General features: G+C 67.0%; 17 protein-coding genes. 6 read left to right on the forward strand and 11 right to left on the reverse strand.

The window, feature by feature from the left end; genetic code table 11:
* Positions 1-13: 13 nt before the first annotated feature.
* The 3 genes from OHB49_RS16295 to OHB49_RS16305 form a co-directional block, all read right to left on the reverse strand.
* Positions 14-988, reverse strand: a complete 975-nt coding sequence (locus OHB49_RS16295; protein WP_030969516.1) for an ABC transporter permease — start codon at positions 986-988, stop codon at positions 14-16.
* Positions 981-1,904, reverse strand: a complete 924-nt coding sequence (locus OHB49_RS16300) for an ABC transporter permease (RefSeq protein ID WP_030969514.1) — start codon at positions 1,902-1,904, stop codon at positions 981-983. Before OHB49_RS16300 ends, OHB49_RS16295 begins: the two co-directional genes overlap by 8 nt.
* Positions 1,905-1,998: 94 nt before the next feature.
* A complete protein-coding gene (locus tag OHB49_RS16305) occupies positions 1,999-3,639 on the reverse strand; it encodes a peptide ABC transporter substrate-binding protein (RefSeq protein WP_329161105.1) in 1,641 nt (546 codons plus the stop codon).
* A gap of 440 nt (positions 3,640-4,079) precedes the next feature.
* Between OHB49_RS16305 and OHB49_RS16310 the strand changes: the two genes are divergently transcribed.
* From OHB49_RS16310 to OHB49_RS16330, 5 genes are all read left to right on the forward strand, one after another.
* Positions 4,080-5,108 (forward strand): ABC transporter permease, encoded by a 1,029-nt coding sequence (locus tag OHB49_RS16310; RefSeq protein ID WP_313939015.1) that lies wholly within the window; start codon positions 4,080-4,082, stop codon positions 5,106-5,108.
* A 74-nt stretch (positions 5,109-5,182) separates the two neighbouring features.
* Positions 5,183-6,967, forward strand: a complete 1,785-nt coding sequence (locus OHB49_RS16315; RefSeq protein WP_329161107.1) for an ABC transporter substrate-binding protein — start codon at positions 5,183-5,185, stop codon at positions 6,965-6,967.
* A gap of 87 nt (positions 6,968-7,054) precedes the next feature.
* The gene (locus tag OHB49_RS16320) at positions 7,055-8,035 is read left to right on the forward strand and encodes an ABC transporter permease (RefSeq protein WP_329161108.1); all 981 of its coding nucleotides are present in this window, start codon (positions 7,055-7,057) and stop codon (positions 8,033-8,035) included.
* Between the two features lie 71 nt (positions 8,036-8,106).
* Complete coding sequence (locus OHB49_RS16325; RefSeq protein ID WP_329166498.1) at positions 8,107-9,072, forward strand: ABC transporter ATP-binding protein; 966 nt, start codon at positions 8,107-8,109, stop codon at positions 9,070-9,072.
* Positions 9,073-9,098: 26 nt separating this feature from the next.
* Positions 9,099-10,187 (forward strand): ABC transporter ATP-binding protein, encoded by a 1,089-nt coding sequence (locus OHB49_RS16330; RefSeq protein WP_329161110.1) that lies wholly within the window; start codon positions 9,099-9,101, stop codon positions 10,185-10,187.
* Between the two features lie 199 nt (positions 10,188-10,386).
* Here the strand turns inward: OHB49_RS16330 and OHB49_RS16335 are convergent, their stop codons facing one another.
* The 8 genes from OHB49_RS16335 to OHB49_RS16370 all read right to left on the reverse strand — a co-directional run bounded on the left by OHB49_RS16335 (position 10,387) and on the right by OHB49_RS16370 (position 21,996).
* Positions 10,387-11,529: an ABC transporter ATP-binding protein gene (locus OHB49_RS16335; protein ID WP_030969499.1), complete on the reverse strand. Its 1,143-nt coding sequence runs from the start codon at positions 11,527-11,529 to the stop codon at positions 10,387-10,389.
* The gene (locus tag OHB49_RS16340; protein ID WP_030969497.1) at positions 11,522-12,580 is read right to left on the reverse strand and encodes an ABC transporter ATP-binding protein; all 1,059 of its coding nucleotides are present in this window, start codon (positions 12,578-12,580) and stop codon (positions 11,522-11,524) included. Before OHB49_RS16340 ends, OHB49_RS16335 begins: the two co-directional genes overlap by 8 nt.
* An 11-nt stretch (positions 12,581-12,591) precedes the next feature.
* Entirely contained in the window at positions 12,592-13,536 is a 945-nt protein-coding gene (locus OHB49_RS16345) for an ABC transporter permease (RefSeq protein ID WP_030969494.1), read from the reverse strand.
* The gene (locus OHB49_RS16350; RefSeq protein WP_030969492.1) at positions 13,529-14,461 is read right to left on the reverse strand and encodes an ABC transporter permease; all 933 of its coding nucleotides are present in this window, start codon (positions 14,459-14,461) and stop codon (positions 13,529-13,531) included. The genes OHB49_RS16345 and OHB49_RS16350 overlap by 8 nt, the downstream gene beginning before the upstream one ends.
* 166 nt (positions 14,462-14,627) lie before the next feature.
* On the reverse strand, positions 14,628-16,268 hold the full coding sequence (locus tag OHB49_RS16355; protein ID WP_030969491.1) for a peptide ABC transporter substrate-binding protein: 1,641 nt from the start codon (positions 16,266-16,268) through the stop codon (positions 14,628-14,630).
* A 406-nt stretch (positions 16,269-16,674) separates the two neighbouring features.
* Positions 16,675-18,546, reverse strand: a complete 1,872-nt coding sequence (gene typA / locus OHB49_RS16360; RefSeq protein ID WP_030969490.1) for a translational GTPase TypA — start codon at positions 18,544-18,546, stop codon at positions 16,675-16,677.
* A 138-nt stretch (positions 18,547-18,684) separates the two neighbouring features.
* Positions 18,685-19,374, reverse strand: a complete 690-nt coding sequence (locus OHB49_RS16365) for a hypothetical protein (protein WP_234432783.1) — start codon at positions 19,372-19,374, stop codon at positions 18,685-18,687.
* A gap of 291 nt (positions 19,375-19,665) precedes the next feature.
* Positions 19,666-21,996: an ABC transporter family substrate-binding protein gene (locus tag OHB49_RS16370; RefSeq protein WP_329161119.1), complete on the reverse strand. Its 2,331-nt coding sequence runs from the start codon at positions 21,994-21,996 to the stop codon at positions 19,666-19,668.
* Positions 21,997-22,278: 282 nt separating this feature from the next.
* On the opposite strand from OHB49_RS16370, the gene OHB49_RS16375 reads away from it, so the two are divergent.
* Positions 22,279-22,545 (forward strand): hypothetical protein, encoded by a 267-nt coding sequence (locus tag OHB49_RS16375; RefSeq protein ID WP_030969487.1) that lies wholly within the window; start codon positions 22,279-22,281, stop codon positions 22,543-22,545.

The raw sequence follows: 22,545 nt of genomic DNA on the forward strand, positions 1-22,545 counted from the left end.
GGCAACGGGCTCCTCAGCGCAGCTTGGGGTCGAGGGCGTCGCGCACCGCGTCGCCGAGCATGATGAACGCGAGCACGGTGATCGCCAGCGCTCCGGCGGGCCAGAGCAGCATGTGCGGGGCGTTGCGGATGTACTGGGAGGCGGCCGAGATGTCGATGCCCCAGGAGACTGCCGGCGGTTTCAGACCGACGCCGAGGAACGAGAGCGTCGCCTCCAGGGAGATGTACGTGCCCAGGGCGATGGTCGCGACGACGATCACGGGGGCGACCGCGTTGGGGGCGATGTGGCGGACCATCATCCGGGAGTTGGAGGCGCCGAGCGCGCGGGCCGCCTGGACGTAGTCGTTCTGCTTGGCGGTGATGACCGAACCCCGGGCGATACGGGCGATCTGCGGCCAGCCCAGCAGCACGATGAATCCGATCACCGGCCAGACGGTCGAGCTGGTCACCACGGAGAGGAAGACCAGGCCGCCCAGGACGACCGGGATGCCGAAGAAGATGTCTGTGATACGGGAGAGGAACGAGTCCCACCAGCCTCCGAAGAAGCCGGCCAGCCCGCCCAGGATGCCGCCGAGGATCGAGACTCCGACGGTGGAGCAGACGCCCACGGTGACCGATGTCCTGGCCCCGTAGACGGTACGGGTGTAGACGTCGCAGCCCTGACCGTCGAAGCCGAACGGGTGGCCGGGCTGGGAGCCCTCCTGAGCCTTGCCCAGGTCGCAGTTGAGAGGGTCCTGGTCCGCGATCAGCGACGGCCAGATCGAGATGATCACCAGGAAGAGGATGATCAGGGAGGAGATGATGAAAACCGGGTTGCGGCGCAGGTCGCGCCAGGCGTCGGACCAGAGACTGCGGGGCTTCTCGGCCGGTCCGGTGCCCTCGGGGCCGCCCGGTGTCTTCTCCAGCGTCTCCCCTTGCGCCATGGCGAGATCCATGGCCGCTCCTGCCCCGCCCGGGGAGATCGCTTCGTCCGGCGTCTGCTCAGGCATAGCGGATCCTCGGGTCGAGTACGGCGTACAAGAGGTCGACGATCAGGTTGGCCGCCAGGAAGACGAGGACCAGGACGGTGACGAACCCGACGACGGTCTGGGAGTTCTGGCGCAGGATGCCCTGGTAAAGCTGGTAGCCGACGCCGTGGATGTTGAAGATGCGCTCCGTGACGATCGCCCCGCCCATCAGGGCGCCCACGTCCGTACCGATGAAGGTGACGACGGGGATCAGCGAGTTGCGCAGCAGGTGCCGGAGGACGACCCGGCGCCTGGGGAGACCCTTGGCGGTGGCGGTACGGACGTAGTCGGCGCGGGCGTTCTCGGCGATCGAGGTCCGGGTGAGCCGGGTGACGTACGCCAGGGAGACCGAGGCGAGGACGAGTCCGGGGACGAGGAGTTCGTTGAACGGCGCCTCCGGGGAGACGGAGGGTTTGATGACGCCCCACTCCACGCCGAGGAGGAGCTGGAGCAGCAGACCGGTGACGAAGGTCGGGATGGAGATGACGACCAGGGTCAGGATCAGCACCGTGGTGTCGACGGGCCGGCCCCGGCGCAGGCCGGTGACGACGCCGAGGGTGATGCCGATGACGACCTCGAAGACGATCGCGACGATGGTGAGCCGGATGGTGATGGGGAAGGCGGTGCCCATCAGCTCGGTGACCTTCTGGCCGTTGAACGCGGTGCCGAAGTCGCCGGTGAAGACATTGCCCATGTAGGTGGCGTACTGCTGCCAGACCGGCTTATCGAGGCCGAATTCCGAGCGGAGCTGGGCTGCGGTCGCAGGATCGCACTGGCGATCGCCGCAGAGACCCGCGATGGGGTCGCCCATCACGTTCACCATGAGGAAGATCAGCAGCGTGGTGCCGAAGAAGACCGGAATCATCTGCAGCAGCCGCCGGATCACATAACGTCCCATGAAGACTCCGGAGGTCGCGGGGGTCGGTGGCGCGGGGATGAGGAAGCCGGATGGCCGGTGCGGCACAGCGCACCGGCCATCCGGCCCTGCGGGGTTACTTGACCTTGATCTGCTCGTACACCGGGACGCTGAACTGGTTCAGCGCGACGTTGGTGATCCGCTCCGAGTAGCCGGCGCTGCCGTTCTGGTACCAGAGCGGGATCACGGGCATCTGCTCGGCAAGGACTTTCTCCGCGTCCTGGAAGGTGGAGACGGCCTTGGCCTTGTCCGACTCGGCGTTGGCCTTGTCGACCAGGGAATCGAACTTCTTGTTGCTCCACTTGCCGTCGTTTGACGAGGCGTTGGTGTAGTAGAGGGGCTGCAGGAAGTTCTGGATCAGCGGGTAGTCCATCTGCCAGCCCGCGCGCCAGGCGCCGGTGAGCTTCTGCTGGGAGACCTGGCTGCGGAAGTCGGCGAACGTTCCGACCGGGGAGCCGACACAGGCCTTGTTGTTCCCCATCGCCTTGTTGATGCTGTTGCAGACGGCGTCGACCCACTCCTTGTGCGAGCCGGTGTCCGCGTTGTACGAGATCTTCAGCTGGCCGCCGGGGATGCCGCCGCCCTCCTGGATCAGCTTCTTGGCGTCCGCCGCGTTGTACTCGCACGGGGCCCCGCACAGCCCCTCCTTGAACCCGCCGTCCGCGCCGAGGACCGGGGACGTCCAGTCGGAGGCGGGAGTGCGGGTCTTCTGGAAGATCTGGTCGGTGATCTGGTCGCGGTTGATCGCCATCGACAGGCCCTGGCGGACCTTGATGCCGCCGGGGGTGTCCCACTTCTTGTCGTAGAAGGGGAAGGCGAGGGTCTGGATGATGCCGGCCGGGGTGTTGATGTACCGGTCGCCGAGGTCCGCCTTGACGTTCTTCAGCTGCGAGGCCGGTACGTCGTCGACGAGGTCGAGGTTGCCCGCGATCAGATCGGTGTAGGCGGTGTTGTTGTCGGTGTAGACCTTGAGGTCGATGCCGCCGTTCTGCGCCTTGTCGTCACCGGGGTACTTGTCCCACTTGCGCAGGCTCATCGAGGAGCCCTTGGTGTACTTGTCGATGGTGTACGGACCGTTGCCGACGGGCTTGGCGAGCCAGCCCGCATGGTCGGTGAAGAAGCTCTGCGGCAGTGGGGCGAAGGCCGGGTAGCCGAGGGTGTCGGGCCAGAGCGAGAACTTCTGCGACAGCTTCACCGTGAAGGTCATCGGGTCGACGATCTTGAGGCCGGAGAGCTTCGCCGCGCCGGCACTGCCGGTGTCGGGGTGGACCTTGTCGTAACCGTCGATGTATCCGAAGAAGTAGGCGTTCTTCTGATTGTTCTTCAGCAGGGCGCCGTAGTTCCAGGCGTCCACGAAGGACTTCGCGGTGATCTTCTCGCCGTTGCTGAAGGTCCAGCCGTCCTTCACCGTGATGGTGAAGTTCTGCGAGTCGGTGGTCGCGATCTTCTGGGCGAGCATGTTCGTCGCCGCACCCGTCTTCGGGTCGTACTTCTTCAGCCCTCGGAAGACCATGTCGAGGACCTTCCCGCCCTGCACCTCGTTGGTATTGGCGGGCTCCAGCGGGTTCTGCGGGTCACCCCACGAGGAGCTGACGATCCCATTGGCGCCGCCACCGCCACCACCGCCGCCGCCCCCGCCGCCGCCACCGCAGGCCGTCGCCACCAGGGCGACGGTCACGGCACATGCGGCCCACTTGGCCTGTGTGGCTCCGCGCATGGAATGCCTCCTCATCGAGCTCCGTCTCACGTGGAGTCAAATATCACCTGATGGCATACCTTCTGCACATTTACACCACCCATCCGAGCGCCGCGGGATCGCCGCGGGCGCATTCCGGTGAGCAGCGGAGTGATAACAGCCGCGCATCGAACGCGCATCACCCGCGCATCCAATTGGGTGGATGTACGAATTCCGAGACAGCGCCGCCCGCATATCGGACTCATTGCCGGGTTCCTCCTCGCATGCGACGAACATCCTTTCGACGAGGTCAAGGGACAGCAAACCCGAGGGCAACCATTGGTCATGTATCCGTCAAGCTTCCAAAGAGCGCCTCAAGTCAACCGGACATTCATTGACCCTCCGTGAATTGCGTTGAAAAAGTCCGAGTAGCCCGTAGGTGTTGCCCTGCGGAGTCCTTCGACCCTCGGGCCAGGAGCACCATGACGATTCCAACCCCGCACACAACCGCTCCTCTTGAGGTAGTGGATGCGAAGGCGTTGCCGACGCCGGATCCTTCGGCTCCCAAGGGCGGCGAGGGCCGTTCGCCGGGGAAGTTGGCCTGGCGGCGCTTCAAGCGCGACCGCACCGGCATGATTTCGGCCTACGTGGTCATCGCCTTCTTCGTGGTGGCCCTCTGCGCCCCCCTGATCGCCAAGCTGTACGGCAAGGATCCGTACACGACCTACGGCCAGAACGACACGAGCCTGCTCGACGACTTCGGCTCCCCGGTCCTGCCCAACGGCGGTATCAGCGGCGACTTCTGGTTCGGCATCGAGCCCGGACTCGGCCGGGACGTCTTCACGTTCCTGCTCTACGCCATGCGTAACTCGCTGCTCATCGCCGCGGCCACGACACTGCTGGTGACGGCGATCGGAATCGCCATCGGCATCACGGCGGGCTATCTCGGCGGGAAGACCGACTACCTCGTCGGCCGGGTCATCGACATCCTGCTGGCTTTCCCCTCCACGCTCTTCTTCATCGCCTTCTGGCCGGTGATGATCTCGATCCTGGTCTCACCGGAGGAGAACACCCCGGTCTGGCTGACCGTCGTCAGTCTCATCTCGGTGATGACCGCCTTCGGCTGGGCGTCCATCGCGCGTCTGCTGCGCGGCGAGGTACTCGCCCTGCGCGAGCGCGAGTTCATCGAGGCGGCCAAGGTCACCGGCGCATCGCCGGCGCGGATCATCTTCAAGGAACTGCTTCCCAACCTCTGGACGCCGATCCTCATCCAGGCGACGCTCGCGCTGCCCGCATACGTCACGGCCGAGGCGGGCCTCGCCTTCCTCGGTGTCGGGCTCACCTCCCCGACACCCGACTGGGGCGTGATGATCCAGCGCGGATCGGACGTCTACCAGAGCGACATCACGTTCATGCTCTTCCCCGGCGTCACCATGGTGATCTTCGTGATCGCCTTCAACCTCCTGGGCGACTCGGTGCGTGACGCACTGGACCCGAAGACCAAGCGCTGAACCGTACTTCCTCCGACCGGGCGACGGGGCCCGCCGGATCCATCATTTCCCTCCATCGACCAGGGCAGGAAGCCATGTCCCTTTCCCGCAGAAACTTCGTCATCGCCACGTCGGTCGCGGCCGGTGGCTCGATGGTCCTCTCCGCCTGCAGCAGCGGCAGCACGGCCGGCAAGGGCAACAAGGGTGGCGGGCACGGCGGCGCCGACAAGTACACCGGCGCCGTCGTCGTCGGCACCAAGGAGGACTCCACCGGTCCCGCACCCGAGGTCGAGGGGGCGAAGAAGGGTGGCACGATCCGCGGCATCGGCCCGGACGACTTCTCCCACCTCGACCCGCAGCGCATCTACTTCTCGTGGAACTCCGCAGTCGGTGACCTCTTCATCCGCTGCCTGACCGGCTACAAGATCGCGCCTGACGGCTCGATGAAGCTCGTCGGTGACCTCGCCACCGACGCCGGCACCATCGGCGACGGCGGAAAGACCTGGACCTTCACGCTGAAGGACGGTCTGAAGTGGGAGGACGGCAAGGAGCTCACCGTCGAGGACGTCCGCCACGGCATCGAGCGCGGCTTCGCCAGCTTCACCACCGAGGGCGCCACCTACGCCCAGACCGCGCTGACGGGCAGCACCGACTTCCGGTCGAAGTACAAGGGCCCGTTCAGCGGCAAGCACCTCGACTCGGTCGCCACCGACGCCGCGGCGAAGACCATCACCTTCAAGCTCGCCGAGGCCCGTCCGGACTTCAACTTCACCCTCGCGATGAGCTCCTACGGCGCCGTCCCGGTCAAGGGCGACAGCAAGGAGCGGTACGACAAGGACCCGGTCTCCTGCGGTCCGTACCGCATCAAGAGCCACGCCGTCGACAAGTCGATGACGCTGGTGCGCAACCCGAACTGGGACCCGAACACGGACTCGATCCGCACCGCCTACCCGGACAGCTTCGTGTACGAGTTCGGTCCGGAATCGCTCCCGGCGACGGACCGTATGATCGCCGACGACGGCGACGACCAGTACGCGATCATGGCGTACAGCGGTGTCCCGGCCGAGCGCATCCAGAAGGTCCTCACCGACCCCGAGCTGAAGAAGCGCACCTTCAACGGCCTGCTGACCGGCATCTACTACTACGCCATCAACACCAAGCGGATCACCGACCTGAAGGTGCGTCAGGCGCTCATCCACGCCTGGCCGCTGGAGCAGATCCGCAAGATCTACGGTGGCCCGTCGGCCGGTGACTACGCGACGTCCATCCTCAGCCCGGACATCCTCGGCTACGCCCATGACGACGTCTACGGCAAGCTGAAGAAGCCGCAGGGCGACCCCGAGGCGGCCAAGAAGCTGCTGAAGGAGGCGGGCAAGGAGGGCCAGAAGGTCGTCTACGCCTTCCCGCAGAGCAACACCTACGACAAGACCAAGGTCGTCATCGAGAACGCGCTCAAGGCGGCGGGCTTCGACCCGGTCATCAAGCCGCTGGACTCGACCAGCTACTACGACCAGGTCCAGCAGATCGACAACAAGTTCGACGTGATGTGGTTCGGCTGGTCCCCGGACTGGCCGACCGGCTACACCCTGGTGCAGCCGCTGTTCGACGGCGGCACCATCGCCAACGGCTCCAACAACATCTCGCAGCTGAAGGTCGACTGGGTCGACGCGGCGATCAAGAAGAACGTCACCATCGCCGACCCGGCCGCGGCCGGCAAGGCCTGGGCCGCGCTGGACAAGCGGATCATGACGGAGGAGGCGCCGATCATCCCCGAGACGTTCCAGCGCCGCTTCTATCTGTACGGCTCGAAGGTCGGCGGCGCCATGTTCCACCCGCTGTGGTCCTCGGCCGTCTTCTACAAGCTGTTCGTGAAGGCCTGACGCCCACACTCCCGAGGCGGGGCGCCCCTGCGGCGCCCCGCCCGCTCCCCTCCCCCTCGTCGGCGTCTGCCAGGGAAATCCATCGCCATGTTCCGCTTCCTCATCCGCCGGGCAATCGGCGCACTGGTCATCCTGCTGATCATCAGTGCCATCACTTTCGTCCTCTTCTACGTCGCACCCCGCGACCCGGCCCGCGTTGCCTGCGGCAAGGTGTGCACACCCGAGACGCTGGCACTGGTAAAGCGCAACCTCGGCATCTCGGATCCGCTGCCCGTGCAGTACTGGCACTGGCTGCGAGCCGTCTTCGTCGGCCGGGACTACACCTCCTTCGGACACTGCCCCGCGCCGTGCCTCGGGTACTCCTTCCACAACCGTGAGCCGGTCCTGGGCACGATCATCGACCGCTTCCCGACGACCCTCTCCCTCTCGGTGGGCAGCGCCGTCATCTTCGTGATCTTCGGTGTGGGCACCGGCATGCTGGCCGCGGTCCGGCAGGGCAAAGCGGTCGACAAGGTGGCCTCCTCCGCCTCCCTCATCTTCTCCTCGATGCAGATCTACATCGTCGGTGTCGTCGCCATGTACTACCTGGCGGACCAGTGGCACATCCTCAGCCGTCCCAAGGACGTCCCGTTCACCGAGGACCCGGCCGGCTGGTTCCAGGGGCTGCTGCTGCCGTGGTTCGTACTGGCACTCATCTTCACCGCCAACTACACACGCATGGCCCGCTCCCAGCTCGTCGAGACGCTGAGCGAGGACTACGTGCGCACGGCACGCGCCAAGGGCCTGTCCCGGCGCACCGTCTTCTTCCGGTTCGCCTGGCGGGGCGCCATGGGGCCGATCGTCACCATCTTCGGACTGGACCTCGGCCTGCTCCTCGGCGGCGCGATCATCACCGAGAAGACCTTCGGACTGCACGGCATCGGCGCACTCTCCATCAAGGCCGTGCTCGACAACGACCTGCCGCTGCTGCTCGGCGTCGTCCTGGTCGCGGCGGCAGCGATCGTCGTCTTCAACATCATCGTCGACGCCGTCTACGCCCTCATCGATCCACGCGTCCGCCTCGCCTAGGGAGAGATCCAGTGAGCACCCCCTTCCTCTCCGTACGCGATCTGCGCGTGCACTTCTCCACCGAAGACGGCATGGTCAAGGCCGTCGACGGGCTGTCGTTCGACGTCGAACGGGGCCGCACGCTCGGCATCGTCGGCGAGTCCGGTTCCGGCAAGTCCGTCACCAACCTGACGATCCTCGGCCTGCACCACCCCGACCACACCGAGATCGAGGGGGAGATCCTGCTCGACGGGCAGGACCTGCTCACCGCCTCGGAGCGGGAGCTGGAGCGGCTGCGCGGCAACAAGATGGCCATGATCTTCCAGGACGCGCTGGCCTCCCTCTCGCCGTACCACAGCGTCGGGAAGCAGATCTCCGAGACGTACCGCAAGCACACCGGCGCCTCCAAGCGGGAGAGCCGGGCCCGGGCGATCGAGATGCTCACCAAGGTGGGCATCCCGCAGCCCGATCTGCGGGTCGACGACTATCCGCACCAGTTCTCCGGCGGTATGCGCCAGCGCGCGATGATCGCCATGGCGCTGGTCTGCAACCCGGAGCTGCTGATCGCCGACGAGCCGACCACCGCGCTGGACGTCACCGTGCAGGCCCAGATCATCGACCTGCTCAAGGAGCTCCAGCAGGAGACCGGCACCTCGATCATCTTCATCACCCACGACCTCGGCGTCATCGCCGACATCGCGGACGACGTGCTGGTGATGTACGGCGGGCGGTGTGTGGAGCGCGGCACCAAGAAGGAGGTGCTGCGGGCTCCCCAGCACCCGTACACCTGGGGCCTGCTGGGGTCCATGCCGACCCTCGAGGGACCGGTCGACGTACCGCTGTCGCCGATCCCCGGCACCCCTCCGAGCCTCCTCAACCCGCCGACCGGCTGCCGGTTCCACCCGCGGTGCTCGTTCACCGAGCAGGTCGGCGGCGCGCGCTGCGCGACCGACCAGCCGCCGCTGGAGCTGCTGGCCGGACGCGGGGCCGCCTGCCACCTCACCGCGGAGCAGCGCACCGAGTTCTTCACCGACTTCGCCGGCACCCGGCCCAACTGACGTACAAGAGACGGGACTTCCCCACTATGAGCAGCACCGATCCCCTCCTGGACGTCGCCGGACTCACGAAGCACTTCCCGATCAGGGGCGGCTTCCCGATCCGGCGGACCGTCGGCGCGGTGCAGGCCGTGGACGGACTGGACTTCACGGTCTCCGAGGGCGAGAGCCTGGGCCTGGTCGGCGAGTCCGGCTGCGGCAAGTCGACGACGGGCCGGCTGGTCACCCGGCTGCTGGAGCCGACCGGCGGCAAGATCTCGTACCGCGGGCAGGACATCACCCATGCCTCGCGGCGCGAGCTGGCTCCGGTCCGCTCCGAGATTCAGATGATCTTCCAGGACCCCTACGCCTCGCTGAACCCGCGACAGACCGTCGGCAAGATCGTCGCCGGGCCGATGGAGATCAACGACATCGACCCGGCCGGCGGCCGCGAGGCGCGCGTACGCGAACTGCTGGAGACGGTGGGGCTCAACCCGGAGCACTACAACCGCTTCCCGCACGAATTCTCCGGCGGTCAGCGCCAGCGCATCGGGGTGGCCCGGGCGCTCGCCCTGGAGCCGAAACTGATCGTCGCCGACGAGCCGGTCTCCGCGCTGGACGTGTCGATCCAGGCGCAGGTGGTGAACCTGCTCCAGAAGCTGCAGAAGGAACTGGGCATCGCGTTCCTGTTCATCGCGCACGACCTCGCCGTCGTACGCCACTTCTCTCAGCGCGTCGCGGTGATGTATCTCGGCCGGATCGTGGAGATCGCCGACCGGGACGATCTGTACGGCAACCCGCGCCACCCGTACACGAAGGCGCTGCTCTCCGCCGTGCCCGAGGCGACTGCCGACGACGTACCGGCCCGTGAGCGGATCCGGTTGACCGGCGATGTGCCGTCTCCGGTCAACCCGCCGTCGGGCTGCCGGTTCCGCACCCGCTGCTGGAAGGCGACGGACAAGTGCGCCGGCGAGACGCCGCCGCTGGTACGCATCGAGGGCAGCCGGGACGGCCATCTGACGGCCTGCCATCACCCGGAGGCCCCCGGCACCGTGTCGTCCGTTCCGCGGGCACGTACGGCCCAGGGAGCGCCGAGCCCGGCCGGGAAGAACACCCAGGACCCCAAGGCCGGGGGCTGACACCCCTGCCCTCGCCCCGGAGGGCCCGGGCGGAGACGGATCCGATCGGTCCGCCGTCCACCGGGCCCCTCCGGCCCGAGGAACCGAGCACGTCGGCCCATTGACCCGAGCCACCTGCGAGCCCGGTTCCCGGTACATGGGAAAGGCGCCCGGAACCGATCGGTTCCGGGCGCCTTCGTGTCTGCGCCTTCGAGCAGCACTACGCCGCGTGCACGACGTCCTTCTCCTCGGCGAAGTGGCACGCCGACTCGTGCGCGGCCGGGGTGTCCGAGGACTTGAAGCGCTCGGGGATCGCCAGCAGCGGCACCTCCGTCGCGCACTTGTCCTGGGCCTTCCAGCAGCGGGTGCGGAAGCGGCAGCCCGACGGCGGGTTCGCCGGCGACGGGACGTCACCGGTGAGGATGATCCGCTCGCGGCCCTCACGGGCCTCCGGGTCCGGAACCGGGACCGCCGACAGCAGCGCCTGCGTGTAGGGGTGCGTCGGGTGGTCGTAGATCTGCGTGTCCGTACCGATCTCGGCCATCTTGCCGAGGTACATGACGCCGACCCGGTCCGAGATGTGCCGGACGATCGACAGGTCGTGCGCGATGAAGAGGTAGGAGAGGTTGAACTCGTCCTGCAGCTTCTCCATCAGGTTGATGACCTGCGCCTGCACCGACACGTCGAGCGCGGAGACCGGCTCGTCGCAGATGATGATCTCCGGGTTGAGCGCGAGGCCGCGGGCGATGCCGATGCGCTGGCGCTGACCGCCGGAGAACTGGTGCGGATAACGGTTGATGTACTCCGGGTTGAGACCCACGACATCCAGGAGGTCCTGCACCTTGCGGCGCCGGTCGCCCTTGGGGGCCACCTCGGGGTGGATCTCGAAGGTCTCCCCGATGATGTCGCCGACCGTCATCCGGGGGTTCAGCGAGGTGTACGGGTCCTGGAACACCATCTGGATGTTCCGGCGTACGGCCTTCAGCGCACGGCCGGACAGCTTGGTGATGTCCTGGCCCTTGTAGAAGACCTCACCGGCGGTGGCCCGCTCCAGCGTCATCAGGAGCTTGGCGACCGTGGACTTGCCACAGCCGGACTCGCCCACGATGCCGAGCGTCTCGCCCTGGTACAGGTCGAACGAGATGCCGTCCACGGCCTTGACCGCACCGACCTGCTTCTTGAACAGGATTCCCTGGGTCAGCGGGAAGTGCTTGACCAGGTTGCGGACCTGGAGGATCGGCTCGCCCTGCGACACCGGCGCCTCGATGGCGGCAACGGCCTCCGCCTCGGTGGCCGCGTCGACCGTCTCCACTTCGGTGACGTTCGGGGTGGCGTCCACGGGCTCCTTGTCGATGTCAGCCATGGATCGTCTCCTTCCAGAAGTGGCAGGCGCTGCCGCGGCCGACCAGCTCGGTGCCGTCCTGCTCGGTCACCGGGCGCAGTGCCGGGATGTCCGTACGGCAGATGTCCTGTGCCATCGTGCAGCGCGGGTTGAAGGCACAACCCGAGGGCACGCGGAGCAGGTTGGGCGGCAGGCCCTTGATCGCGAAGAGCTCCTGGCCCTTCTGGTCCAGCCGCGGGATCGACTCCAGCAGACCCTTGGTGTACGGGTGTGCCGGGCGCTTGTAGATCTCGTGGACCGGGGAGGTCTCGACGATCCGGCCCGCGTACATCACGGCGATCTTGTCCGCGACGTCGGCGACGACACCGAGGTCGTGGGTGATCAGGATGAGACCCATGTTGTACTCGCGCTGGAGCTCCGCGAGGAGGTCCATCACCTGGGCCTGCACGGTCACGTCGAGCGCGGTGGTCGGCTCGTCCGCGATGATCAGGTCCGGCTCCAGGGCCAGCGCCATGGCGATCATGATGCGCTGACGCATACCGCCGGAGAACTGGTGCGGGTAGTCCGAGACCCGGGCCCTGGCGGCCGGGATCTTGACCTGGTCCATCAGGTCGATGGCCTTGGCCTGCGCGTCCTTCTTGGACAGACCCTGGTGGACCCGGAACATCTCGCCGAGCTGGTAGCCGACGGTGAGCACCGGGTTCAGCGAGGAGAGCGCGTCCTGGAAGATCATCGCGATCTTCTGGCCACGGATCTGCCGGCGCTCCTCGTAGGACATCTTCAGCATGTCCTGGCCGCGGAAGAGGATCTCGCCCTGCGGGATCTTGCCGGGCGGCATGTCGAGGATGCCCATGATGGCCTGCGCCGTCACGGACTTGCCGGAGCCCGACTCGCCGAGAACGGCAAGCGTCTCTCCGGCATTCACGCTGTAGTTCACGCCGTTGACGGCCTTGGCCACACCGTCGCGGGTGTGGAACTCCACGTGCAGGTCACGGACTTCGAGCAGCGGGCCGACGTGGTCGTCACCCGAGCGCGGGGACGGGACTTCGGCGGTCTTGTCGATGGTAGTCACGTACGCCCTCCTTATCGCGACTTCGGATCGAGGGCGTTGCGGACGGCTTCGCCGAGCATGATGAACGCCAGAACGGTGATGCTGAGCATGATCGACGGGTACAGCAGGATGTGCGGCGCGACCCGGATCTGGCTGGCGCCGGCGGAGATGTCGCCACCCCATGAGATCGCCGGGTCGGCGAGCCCCAGACCCAGGTACGACAGAGTCGCCTCGGCCGAGATGTACACACCCAGCGAGATGGTCGCGACGACGATCACCGGGGCCATGGCGTTCGGCAGGATGTGCTTGAACAGGATCCGGGACGTGCTCGCACCCAGAGCCCTGGCGGCCTGGACGTAGTCCGCCTGCTTGATGGTGATCACGGCACCGCGCATGACACGCGCGATCTGCGTCCAGCCGAGGAACGCGAGGGCGAGGGTCACGCTCCAGACGGTGCGGTCGGTGAACGCCTGCAGGACCACCATGGCGCCGAGCAGGAAGGGCAGTCCGAGGAAGACGTTGGTGAACCCGGACAGGAGCGCGTCGATCCAGCCGCCGAAGTAGCCGCCCACCATGCCGATCAGGCCGCCGAACACGGTCACCAGCAAGGTGACGGAGATACCGACGGTCACCGAGGCCCGGGTGCCGTAGATGACACGCGCGTAGACACTGCGGCCCTGGCCGTCGTAACCCAGCCACTCGGCCGAACCGACCTTGCCGAGCTCGGGCTTGCCGAGGAAGTGGTGCGCCAAGTCGCTGAAGGTGGGCGAGACGCCGGTGAACAGCCCCGGGAACACCGTCATCACGAGCAGGATCACGATGAGGACGGACGAGATGACGAAGTACCAGTTGGAGCGGAGGTCGACCCACGCGTCGCCCCAGAGGCTGCGGGCCTTCTCGGCCTTCACGGCCACCGGCTCCGCCACTGCGGTCTTCGGGTCTTCGGTCGCGGGTGCGGTCTTGATCACGTCAGGCATAACGGATCCTCGGGTCCAGGACCGCGTACAGCAGGTCGACGAGCAGGCTCATGAAGAGGTAGACCAGCACCAGGACGGTGACCAGGCCCACCAGGGTGGTGCCCTCGCGCCGGACGATCGACTCGTAGATGGTGCCGCCGATGCCCTTCACGTTGAACAGGCCCTCGGTCACGACCGCGCCACCCATCAGGGCACCCAGGTCCGTACCGAGGAAGGTGACGACGGGGATCAGCGAGTTGCGCATCAGGTGCACGCCGACGATGCGGCGCTTGGGAAGTCCCTTGGCCACGGCGGTACGCATGTAGTCCGACCGCAGGTTCTCGGCCATCGTCGTACGCGTCAGCCTCGCCACGTAGGCGAGGGAGAGTGATCCCAGCACGATGGCCGGGGCGATCAACTCGTCCCACTTGGCCTCGCCCGACACGTTCGGTTCGATCCAGCCGAGCTGGAACGCGAACACCGACTTGACGATGAAGCCGAGGACGAAGACCGGGATCGAGATGATCAGCAGGGTGACGACCAGGACCGCGTTGTCCGCGAGACGGCCTGCACGCAGCCCGGCGACCATGCCGAGGCCGATACCGAGAACGATCTCGATGAGGAACGCCATGCCGGCGAGTCGCAGGGTGACGGGGAACGCGTCACCGAGGACGTCCGTGACCGGACGACCGCTGGCTATCTGATTACCGAAATCAAAATGCAGGACGATACCTGTCATGTAATTCCAGTACTGCTGCAGGATCGGCTGATCCAGCCCCAGTTGGTGCCGCATGGCGGCCAGGGTGGCAGGGTCAGCACCCTTGTCTCCGAAGAGTCCCCGCACGGGGTCGCCGGGCAGTGTGTAGACCATCAGGAAGATGAGCAGGGTTGTCCCGATGAAGACCGGGATCATCTGGAGCAGTCGTCGTGCGACATAGCGCCCCATGGTGCCTCCATGTAAGTGGCGAGCGGCAGCCGACGGGCCCTCCCCCGTCACCGACCCCCTGTGGGGTCGTCGGTGACGGGAAAGGGCCCCCCGGCCACGGCGTGCAGTCTGGTCCGGGACCGATGTCAGTGTCGGTCCCGCACCGGCCCGCGGACTACGTCGGTGGTTACTTCTTGACCTGAACCTGAGTCAGGATCGGGTCGCCGTCCTGCGCGTACTGGACGTTCTGGACCTTCTCCGAGTAACCGGCGTTGACCTTGTAGTACCAGAGCGGAATGGTCGGCATGAAGTTGACCAGCTCCTTCTCGATCTCCTGGTACCCCTTGACCGACTCGTCGAGCGTGGCGGCGGAGTCCGCAGCCGCGATCTTCTTGTCGAGGTCCTTGTTGGAGAAGAAGCCGTTGTTGCCGGCCGCACCCGTACGGAACAGGTCGCTGATGAAGTTCGCGTTCACCGGGTAGTCGAGCACCCAGCCGCCGCGGTAGAACGACTTGACCTGCTTGGCGTCACGGGCGTTCAGGTCGGCCTGGAAGTCGGCCTTCGAGTCACCGGCGCACGCGACGCCGGTCGCCTGGGTGATGCTGTTGCAGACAGCCTCGACCCATTCCTTGTGACCGCCGTCGGCGTTGAACTGGATGTAGATCTTGTTACCCGGAACACCGCCGCCCTCCTTGATGAGAGCCTTGGCCTTCGTCGGGTTGTACGTGGTCACGTCACCCGCGACGTTCGGCTGGTAGCCGAGAACACCCTTGGCGACCCAGCCCGTGGCCGGCTCGCGGGTGCCCTGGAGCACCGTCTTGGTGATGGTGTCGCGGTCGATCGCCATCGACAGGCCCTGCAGGACCTTCGGGTCGGTGTTCTTCCACTGCTTGGTGTACATGGCGACACCGAGCGTCTGGATCGCGGAGTACGGCTTGTCCACCGCGCGGTCACCGAGGTCGGACCGGTAGACCGGGAGGTCCTTCGGCGCGATCTGGCGCAGCACGTCGACGTTGCCGGACTTCAGGTCCTCGTAGGCGGTCTCGAGGGTGGTGTAGTTCTTGAAGATCACACCACCGTTCTTCGCCTTGTCGGGACCCTTGTAGTCGTCGTAGCGGACGACCTTGATCTGCTTCTTGTGGTCCCAGCTGACGAACTTGTACGCGCCGTTGCCGACCGGCTTCTCACCGGCGGCCTTCGGGTCCGCGTAGAAGGACTCGGGCAGCGGCGAGAAGACCGTGTAGCCGAGCTTGTACGAGAAGTACGGCAGCGGGTTGTTGAGCTCGATGGTGAAGGTGTAGTCGTCGACGACCTTCAGGCCCGACATGGCGTCGGCCTTCGGCTTGGCCTTCTCGTCCTCGGGGTGGACGTCGGCGAAGCCCTTGATGTCGGCGAACCAGGACGCGTTGGTCTGAGCGTTCTTGATGTTCGCGGCCCAGTTCCACGCCTTGACGTAGGACTCGGCGGTGACCGGCGTTCCGTCGTGGAACTTCCAGTCCTTCTTGAGCTTGACGGTCCAGAGCTTGCTGTCCTTGGTGTCGACAGACTCTGCATTGACCATTACGAGCTTGCCGGCCGGGTCGTAGTCGACCAGCTGCGAGAAGATCGCGTCGGTGACGATGCTGCCGTTCGACTCCATCGTGTTCGCCGGCTGCAGCGGGTTCTGCGGCTCGCCGACCTCGACGGAGAAGATGCCGTTGGCGTTGACAGCACCCGTGCCGCTGTCGTCCTTGCCCTTGCCGCTGTCGCTACCGCCACCACAGGCGGTCGCAGCCAGGGCGATGAGTGCCGCTCCCGCGACCCACTTGGCGCTCTTGGCACCACGCATGGGTTTCCTCCTCATGAGTCCACTTTTGACTACAAGAAAGGCACTGGCGTGATACACCGACACCCCTGACGGTGATCGTTTCAGTGCCTCGAGTGTGCTCGTGAGTCGGCACTCCCCACAGTGCGTGACCCATTGACCCGAGCTCAATGGAGCCAACTATTAAGTACGCCCGGGCTGTAAACCACACTTAAAGGGTCTCGGTTTGACAACATCGACCGGGCATGGTTGACCGAAATCCGGACAAAGCGATCCCAGACAGACACCCGCGAAACGGACCGTTAACACATGTTCCGGAGAGCGACGCCCGATATCCGGACACCCCGGGCAGGAAATCGAGTTGACGAAAAACCCGGGCCCCCACAGTGTCTGCGGGGGCCCGGGGCTGGTGTCAATGGGTCGTACGGGATCAGCGCTTGGCGCGCGACGCGGCGCGGCCGCGCTCCTTCTGGTCCAGGACGACCTTACGGATACGCACGGTCTCCGGGGTCACCTCGATGCACTCGTCCTCGCGGCAGAACTCCAGGGACTGCTCGAGCGACAGCTTCCGGGCGGGCACCACGTTCTCCGTGGTGTCCGCGGAGGCGGCACGCATGTTGGTGAGCTTCTTCTCCTTGGTGATGTTCACGTCCATGTCGTCGGCGCGGGAGTTCTCGCCGACGATCATGCCCTCGTAGACCTCGGTGCCGGCCTCGGTGAAGATGACACCGCGCTCCTGCAGGTTGACCATCGCGAACGGGGTGACCGAACCCGATCGGTCCGCGACCAGCGAACCGTTGTGACGGGTGCGCAGCTCGCCGAACCACGGCTCGTGGCCCTCGAAGATGGAGTGCGCGATGCCCGTACCACGGGTCTGCGTCAGGAACTCCGTACGGAAGCCGATCAGGCCGCGGGACGGGACGATCCACTCCATGCGGACCCAGCCCGAACCGTGGTTCGTCATCGTCTCCATGCGGCCCTTGCGGGTCGCCATCAGCTGCGTGATCGCACCGAGGTGCTCCTCGGGGGAGTCGATCGTCATACGCTCGATCGGCTCGTGCGTCTTGCCGTCGACCTGCTTGGTGACGACCTCCGGCTTGCCGACCGTGAGCTCGAAGCCCTCACGGCGCATCTGCTCGACGAGGATGGCCAGCGCGAGCTCACCGCGGCCCTGGACCTCCCAGGCGTCAGGGCGCTCGGTGTCCAGGACGCGGAGCGAGACGTTACCGATCAGCTCGCGGTCGAGGCGGTCCTTCACCTGGCGGGCAGTGACCTTGTGGCCCTTGCCGCCCTTGCCGACGAGCGGCGAGGTGTTCGTACCGATGGTCATCGAGATGGCCGGCTCGTCCACCGTGATCAGCGGCAGCGCGATCGGGTTCTCGGGGTCGGCCAGCGTCTCGCCGATCATGATGTCCGGGATACCGGCGATCGCGCAGATGTCGCCCGGGCCCGCCTTCTCGGCCGGCTTGCGGGTGAGCGCCTCGGTCATCATCAGTTCGGTGATGCGGACGCTGGACATCGTGCCGTCGCGCTTGATCCAGGTGACCGTCTGCCCCTTGCGCAGCTCGCCCTGTTCGACGCGGCAGAGTGCGATACGGCCGAGGAAGTTGTCGGCGTCCAGGTTGGTGACGTGGGCCTGCAGCGGCGCCTCGTCGTCGTACTCCGGGGCCGGGACGTGCGACAGGATCGTGTTGAAGAACGGCTCCAGGTTCTCGCTGTCGGCCGGGACGGTGCCGTCCTCGGGCTTGGTCAGCGAGGCGACGCCGTCACGGGCGCAGGCGTAGACGATCGGGAACTCGATCTGGTCCTCGTCCGCGTCCAGGTCCAGGAACAGGTCGTACGTCTCGTCGACGACCTCGGCGATCCGGGAGTCCGGGCGGTCCGTCTTGTTGATGCAGAGGATGACCGGCATCTTCGCGGCGAGCGCCTTGCGCAGCACGAAGCGGGTCTGCGGGAGCGGGCCCTCGGAAGCGTCGACGAGCAGCACGACCGCGTCCACCATCGACAGACCACGCTCGACCTCGCCGCCGAAGTCGGCGTGGCCGGGGGTGTCGATGATGTTGATCGTGATCGGGTCCCCGCCGTCCTTGGGGTGATACTTCACCGCCGTGTTCTTGGCGAGGATCGTGATGCCCTTCTCACGCTCCAGGTCGTTCGAGTCCATCATGCGGTCGTCGAGGTGCTCGGCGGCGTGCGCCGCGAAGGCGCCGGCCTGCTTGAGCATGGCATCGACCAGCGTGGTCTTGCCGTGGTCGACGTGGGCGACGATGGCTACGTTACGGATGTCGTGGCGCGTGGGCATGGGTGGCTTGCGCTTCTCTCGGATCGTGGGATCAGGCGTCTTAGTCGGTCTCAAGTCCTGGTACGCCCGCCGGGCGGACGCGCCACGGCTACCCCCCATGGTACGGGGCTGGCGCCGTAGCGGCTTCCCGGGCAGGTGTTACCGGTGGCATGAGAGGCGCACCGCTTCACGGGCCGCTGCCGATGCGCGCTTGGTCAGCGGCGTTTCGCACCTGAGGTCTCCGCCCCCCGCAGCGGTCCAGCTCACCACATGCCCGACGGTCTGTTCCCGCTGCTTGCCATGACCGCAGGAGTGGCGGAAATCGGTCTCGATCAGCTGTACCGAGCTGAACTCCACGAAGTGACCGACAGCGCCGCTGATTCTTCCACCGCTGGCGTTCTCGACAGGCGCATACTCCCCTGGTTCGCCCAGCGACGACGCGTCGTCCCCCTTCTCCGCCAGACCGACGTGAATGCCGAGCGCGAGCAGCACGGCGTCGTTGTCCTGCGAGGTCCCGCCGGTCCCTTCGGTCCGTACGGACGCCATGTCCGTACGCAGGCGGCGCATCGGCTCGGTGAACTTGGCTCCCTCGGCGCCGGTGACATGCTGGGGCTCGGTGACCCCGTTGAGCACCCACCGACGCTGGGTGTTGAACCAGGTGTACGTGCCACCTTTGCAGGGCCGGGGCCGTGATTCCGTGGCGGGAACGTTGCCCTTGCCGGTCCTGGCGGCCGTCGGCGAACCTTCCGGCCGCGGCTTCCCGCGGGTGGTTCCGTCACTCGACGTACAGGCGCTCACGCCCGTCGCCATGACGGCAGCGGCAGCTACGGCCGCCAGTGTCCTCTTCATGTTTTCGCCCCCGTGGTCATGTCTTCCGGAGAATTTCACCGGTGGTCATGGCCATGGTCCCCGGGGCGGGGTGGACGGACTCGGGACTTGAGCAGCTTCAGAGGTGGGGCTCCGAAGCTGCGGGGCTCTGAGGTGCGGGCTAGGAGTTGGGGCTCCGGGGTGGGGGGCTCTCAGAGGTGGGGGGATGGAGCGGCTACCCGGGTCAACAGGTGCTCATGACCTTGCCCGCCGGGACCCGCGGCGGGCAAGAGACTTGAGCCAGTTCTGAGCTTCAGTTGAGGTTCTGACCTGCTACTTCTTACGATTCGCGGGGGAACCGGCCGCTTGCGGCTTCTTGAAACCGATGTCCTGGTAATGGGGCACTCCGAAGCCGAAGGCGCCGACGTTCACGAGCTTCCTGTCGGTGGCCACCAGCTGCGGGCGCTGATAGAGCGGAATCGATGCTGCGGCGGCCCAGATGCGGGCGTCGGCCTGCTTCAGCAGATCCTGGGCGGCGCCTTCGTCCAGCTCGGAGAGCGCCTCGTCGAAGAGCTGGTCGATGTGGTCCGTACCGACGCGGGTGTAGTTCTGCTCGACGAGCAGCGAGCCGTCGGTGGCGGGCACCGGCTTGGCGAAGATGGGCCGGTCGTCGGTGGCCGGGTAGGCGGTGGCGGGCCAGGAGTACAGCGCCAGGTCGTAGGCGCCCGAGGCGACATGGTCCTTGAAGTAGCCGGCGTCCGCGACCTTGATGATCTCCGTGCGGATGCCGATCGAATCGAGCATGGTCGAGATCTTCTCCCCGACGGCCCGCAGAGACTCCGAGCCGGGACCGGACGGCAGGACGAAACGCAAGGTCAGCGGCTTGCCGTCCTTGCCCAGCGCGTCGCGGACGGAGTCGGCGGCCCTGGCCGGTGCCGACGGGGCCGCGGTGCCCATGGGGGCATAGGCACCGACGGCTCCGCCCGGCCCGCGGTTCTGTCCGGCGACCCTGCCGCGGGCGCTCTCGGCGGCGCCCGTGTCGGCGACGGCACGGGCGGTCGTGAAGGCGTCGGCCTGGCGCAGCAGGGCGGCGCTCTGGACGGCGGCGGCCGGGGCGGGCGCGAGGACGTGGCCGGGGCTGGTCTCCTCGTCCTCGCGCGGCTTGTTGTCGTCGCCGGGCTTGTTGTCGTCGCTCTTGTCGGCCTTCGCAGCCTTGTCGGCCGGTTCCGCCTTGCCGTGCTCGCCTCCCTTCGCCTTCTCGCCCTTGCTGCCCGCCTTCGTACCGTCGGATTTCTTCATCGCGCCGCCCCGCGTCCAGCCGGCGTCGGCCAGCAGCGCCTGCGCCTTCTTGGTGTCCTGCTCGCCGAGTGCGCCGCTGTTGTCCTCGTATCCGGGCTGCCCGGCCAGCGCCAGGTGGCTGCCGAGCGGCGCGGCGGGCAGGCCGAGCGGCCCCAGTACGGTGTCGACGAGCTCCTGGCGGTTGAGGGCGCGGGCCACCGCGCGGCGTACCCGTTCGTCGGCGAGGGGCCCGGACTCACCGTTCAGCGCGAGCTGCGTGTAGGCGGGCTCCAGCGACTTGCGCACGACATAGTCGCGCAGCCCGTCCTGCTCGGTGGCGTACAGCTCCGCGGCTTTCCGGGTCTTCCCCCGGCTCACCCGGGCGGCCGCCGCGGCCTTCTCGTCGGAGCCGTGCGCCAGGGCCCAGGAGCGCAGTGCGGCGGCGGGGCCGATCTCGGAGCCCGGGCCGTGGGTGAGCGGCTGGCCGTTCCCTCCCTTGTCGCGCGCCGCGGCCACGATCCGGTGCGCCGCCGCTGCGTCGATGTCCGCGATGTCGACCTTGCCGTCGACCAGTGCCTGGACCCGGTCCTGCGGCTTGACCGCCCGGAAGACCAGCGAGTCGAGCTTGGCCGGGCTGCCCCACCAGTTCGGGTTGCGGGTCAGGGTGACGGTGCCCTTCTTCACGCTGCGCAGCCGGAACGGTCCCGAAGTGGCCGCGAGCGTGGTGCGCGCTCGGTCGTTGAACGCGGCCGGGGAACTGGTGACCTGCTTCGGGTACAGCGGGGAGAAGAGGGAGCGCCAGTCCCCGTACGGTTTGGCAAAGGTGACCCGGACCTCCAGGTCGGTCTTGCCGCGCTCGATCCGCTCGATCCGGTCGTAGCCGGCGTTGCGGGCGGTCCAGAACGCCGAGTCCTTGCCTCTCAGCGCCCGCCACTGGGCGACGAAGTCGGGGGCCCCGATCTCCCGGCCGTCGCTCCAGACGGCCTGCTGGTTGAGCCGGTAGAGCACGACCTGCTTGGGCTCGCGCTCGATGACCTTCGCCGATTCCAGATAGTCGGGGTTCATGCGGGGGGTGCCCTTGGTGTCGAGCGGGAAGAGCGTCGGCAGCAGGGCCCCGGTGATGCGCGTGGTCGTGGCGTCGGCGTCCGCCTGGAAGGCGTTGAAGGTGGTGGGCATCGCGTCGATGGCCCAGTTGACCGTGCCTCCGTCGGCGACCAGATCCCGGCCGGCGGCGGCGACATCCTGTGGCACCACGATGGCGACGGTGGTCACCCTGTCCGAACTGGTGCACCCGGCCAACGCGGGGATCGTGAGCACACCCGTCGCGAGGAGCGCGAGCGTGCGGCGCTTTCGGACTGTCCCGCGCGGGACGCCGACGTGGGACATGGCTGATACCTCCGGGGCCGGCCCGGCCCACCCGCACACGGATGGGCCGGATTGCACTTTTAGTGGCATTTGCAGTTGATCACACTGGTTCTGCTCATCCACTGAAGGTGCCCACGCGCGAGAGTCGGCGCCGACACGGCGCACCGGCCCCGAACCTCACCCGGGCGGCCGAGTGTCCGATCAAGACGGAACGGCCCGCTCTCTTCCCAAAGGAGATGTGACGCGCGACACTCGCATGCGCATGAGCATTGCCACCCGCGACCGCGGAGGTGAGAGCAAGTCATGTCACTGCACGACGAGTTGACAGCTGTTCAGCACTGTCTCGACGACCTGGCCCGCACCGTCGGACGGCTGGAGCGGAGCCTTGCGCAGCTGCGCACGGCCGAAGCCGGTCCGCAGCCGCCCGGAGCCGCCGGTGGCACCGACCCCGCCGACGGCGCCGTCACTGTCACCGACGTCATCACGATCACCGAGGCGCCGTACGACGCCACCCTGTGGACGGACTCGGACGACGAGGGTCTGGGCGTCCGCGGCAGGCACGCCCCCTAG

Origin of the sequence: Streptomyces sp. NBC_01717, assembly GCF_036248255.1 — a bacterium.
GTDB lineage: Bacteria > Actinomycetota > Actinomycetes > Streptomycetales > Streptomycetaceae > Streptomyces.

Coding starts and splice junctions, on each gene's coding strand:
- OHB49_RS16365 (WP_234432783.1), bottom strand. CDS start 19,374: ATGAAGAGGACACTGGCGGCCGTAGCTGCCGCTGCCGTCATGGCGACG.
- OHB49_RS16315 (WP_329161107.1), top strand. CDS start 5,183: ATGTCCCTTTCCCGCAGAAACTTCGTCATCGCCACGTCGGTCGCGGCC.
- OHB49_RS16330 (WP_329161110.1), top strand. CDS start 9,099: ATGAGCAGCACCGATCCCCTCCTGGACGTCGCCGGACTCACGAAGCAC.
- OHB49_RS16310 (WP_313939015.1), top strand. CDS start 4,080: ATGACGATTCCAACCCCGCACACAACCGCTCCTCTTGAGGTAGTGGAT.
- OHB49_RS16335 (WP_030969499.1), bottom strand. CDS start 11,529: ATGGCTGACATCGACAAGGAGCCCGTGGACGCCACCCCGAACGTCACC.
- OHB49_RS16355 (WP_030969491.1), bottom strand. CDS start 16,268: ATGCGTGGTGCCAAGAGCGCCAAGTGGGTCGCGGGAGCGGCACTCATC.
- OHB49_RS16320 (WP_329161108.1), top strand. CDS start 7,055: ATGTTCCGCTTCCTCATCCGCCGGGCAATCGGCGCACTGGTCATCCTG.
- OHB49_RS16345 (WP_030969494.1), bottom strand. CDS start 13,536: ATGCCTGACGTGATCAAGACCGCACCCGCGACCGAAGACCCGAAGACC.
- OHB49_RS16370 (WP_329161119.1), bottom strand. CDS start 21,996: ATGTCCCACGTCGGCGTCCCGCGCGGGACAGTCCGAAAGCGCCGCACG.
- typA (WP_030969490.1), bottom strand. CDS start 18,546: ATGCCCACGCGCCACGACATCCGTAACGTAGCCATCGTCGCCCACGTC.
- OHB49_RS16300 (WP_030969514.1), bottom strand. CDS start 1,904: ATGGGACGTTATGTGATCCGGCGGCTGCTGCAGATGATTCCGGTCTTC.
- OHB49_RS16375 (WP_030969487.1), top strand. CDS start 22,279: ATGTCACTGCACGACGAGTTGACAGCTGTTCAGCACTGTCTCGACGAC.
- OHB49_RS16305 (WP_329161105.1), bottom strand. CDS start 3,639: ATGCGCGGAGCCACACAGGCCAAGTGGGCCGCATGTGCCGTGACCGTC.
- OHB49_RS16295 (WP_030969516.1), bottom strand. CDS start 988: ATGCCTGAGCAGACGCCGGACGAAGCGATCTCCCCGGGCGGGGCAGGA.
- OHB49_RS16325 (WP_329166498.1), top strand. CDS start 8,107: ATGGTCAAGGCCGTCGACGGGCTGTCGTTCGACGTCGAACGGGGCCGC.
- OHB49_RS16350 (WP_030969492.1), bottom strand. CDS start 14,461: ATGGGGCGCTATGTCGCACGACGACTGCTCCAGATGATCCCGGTCTTC.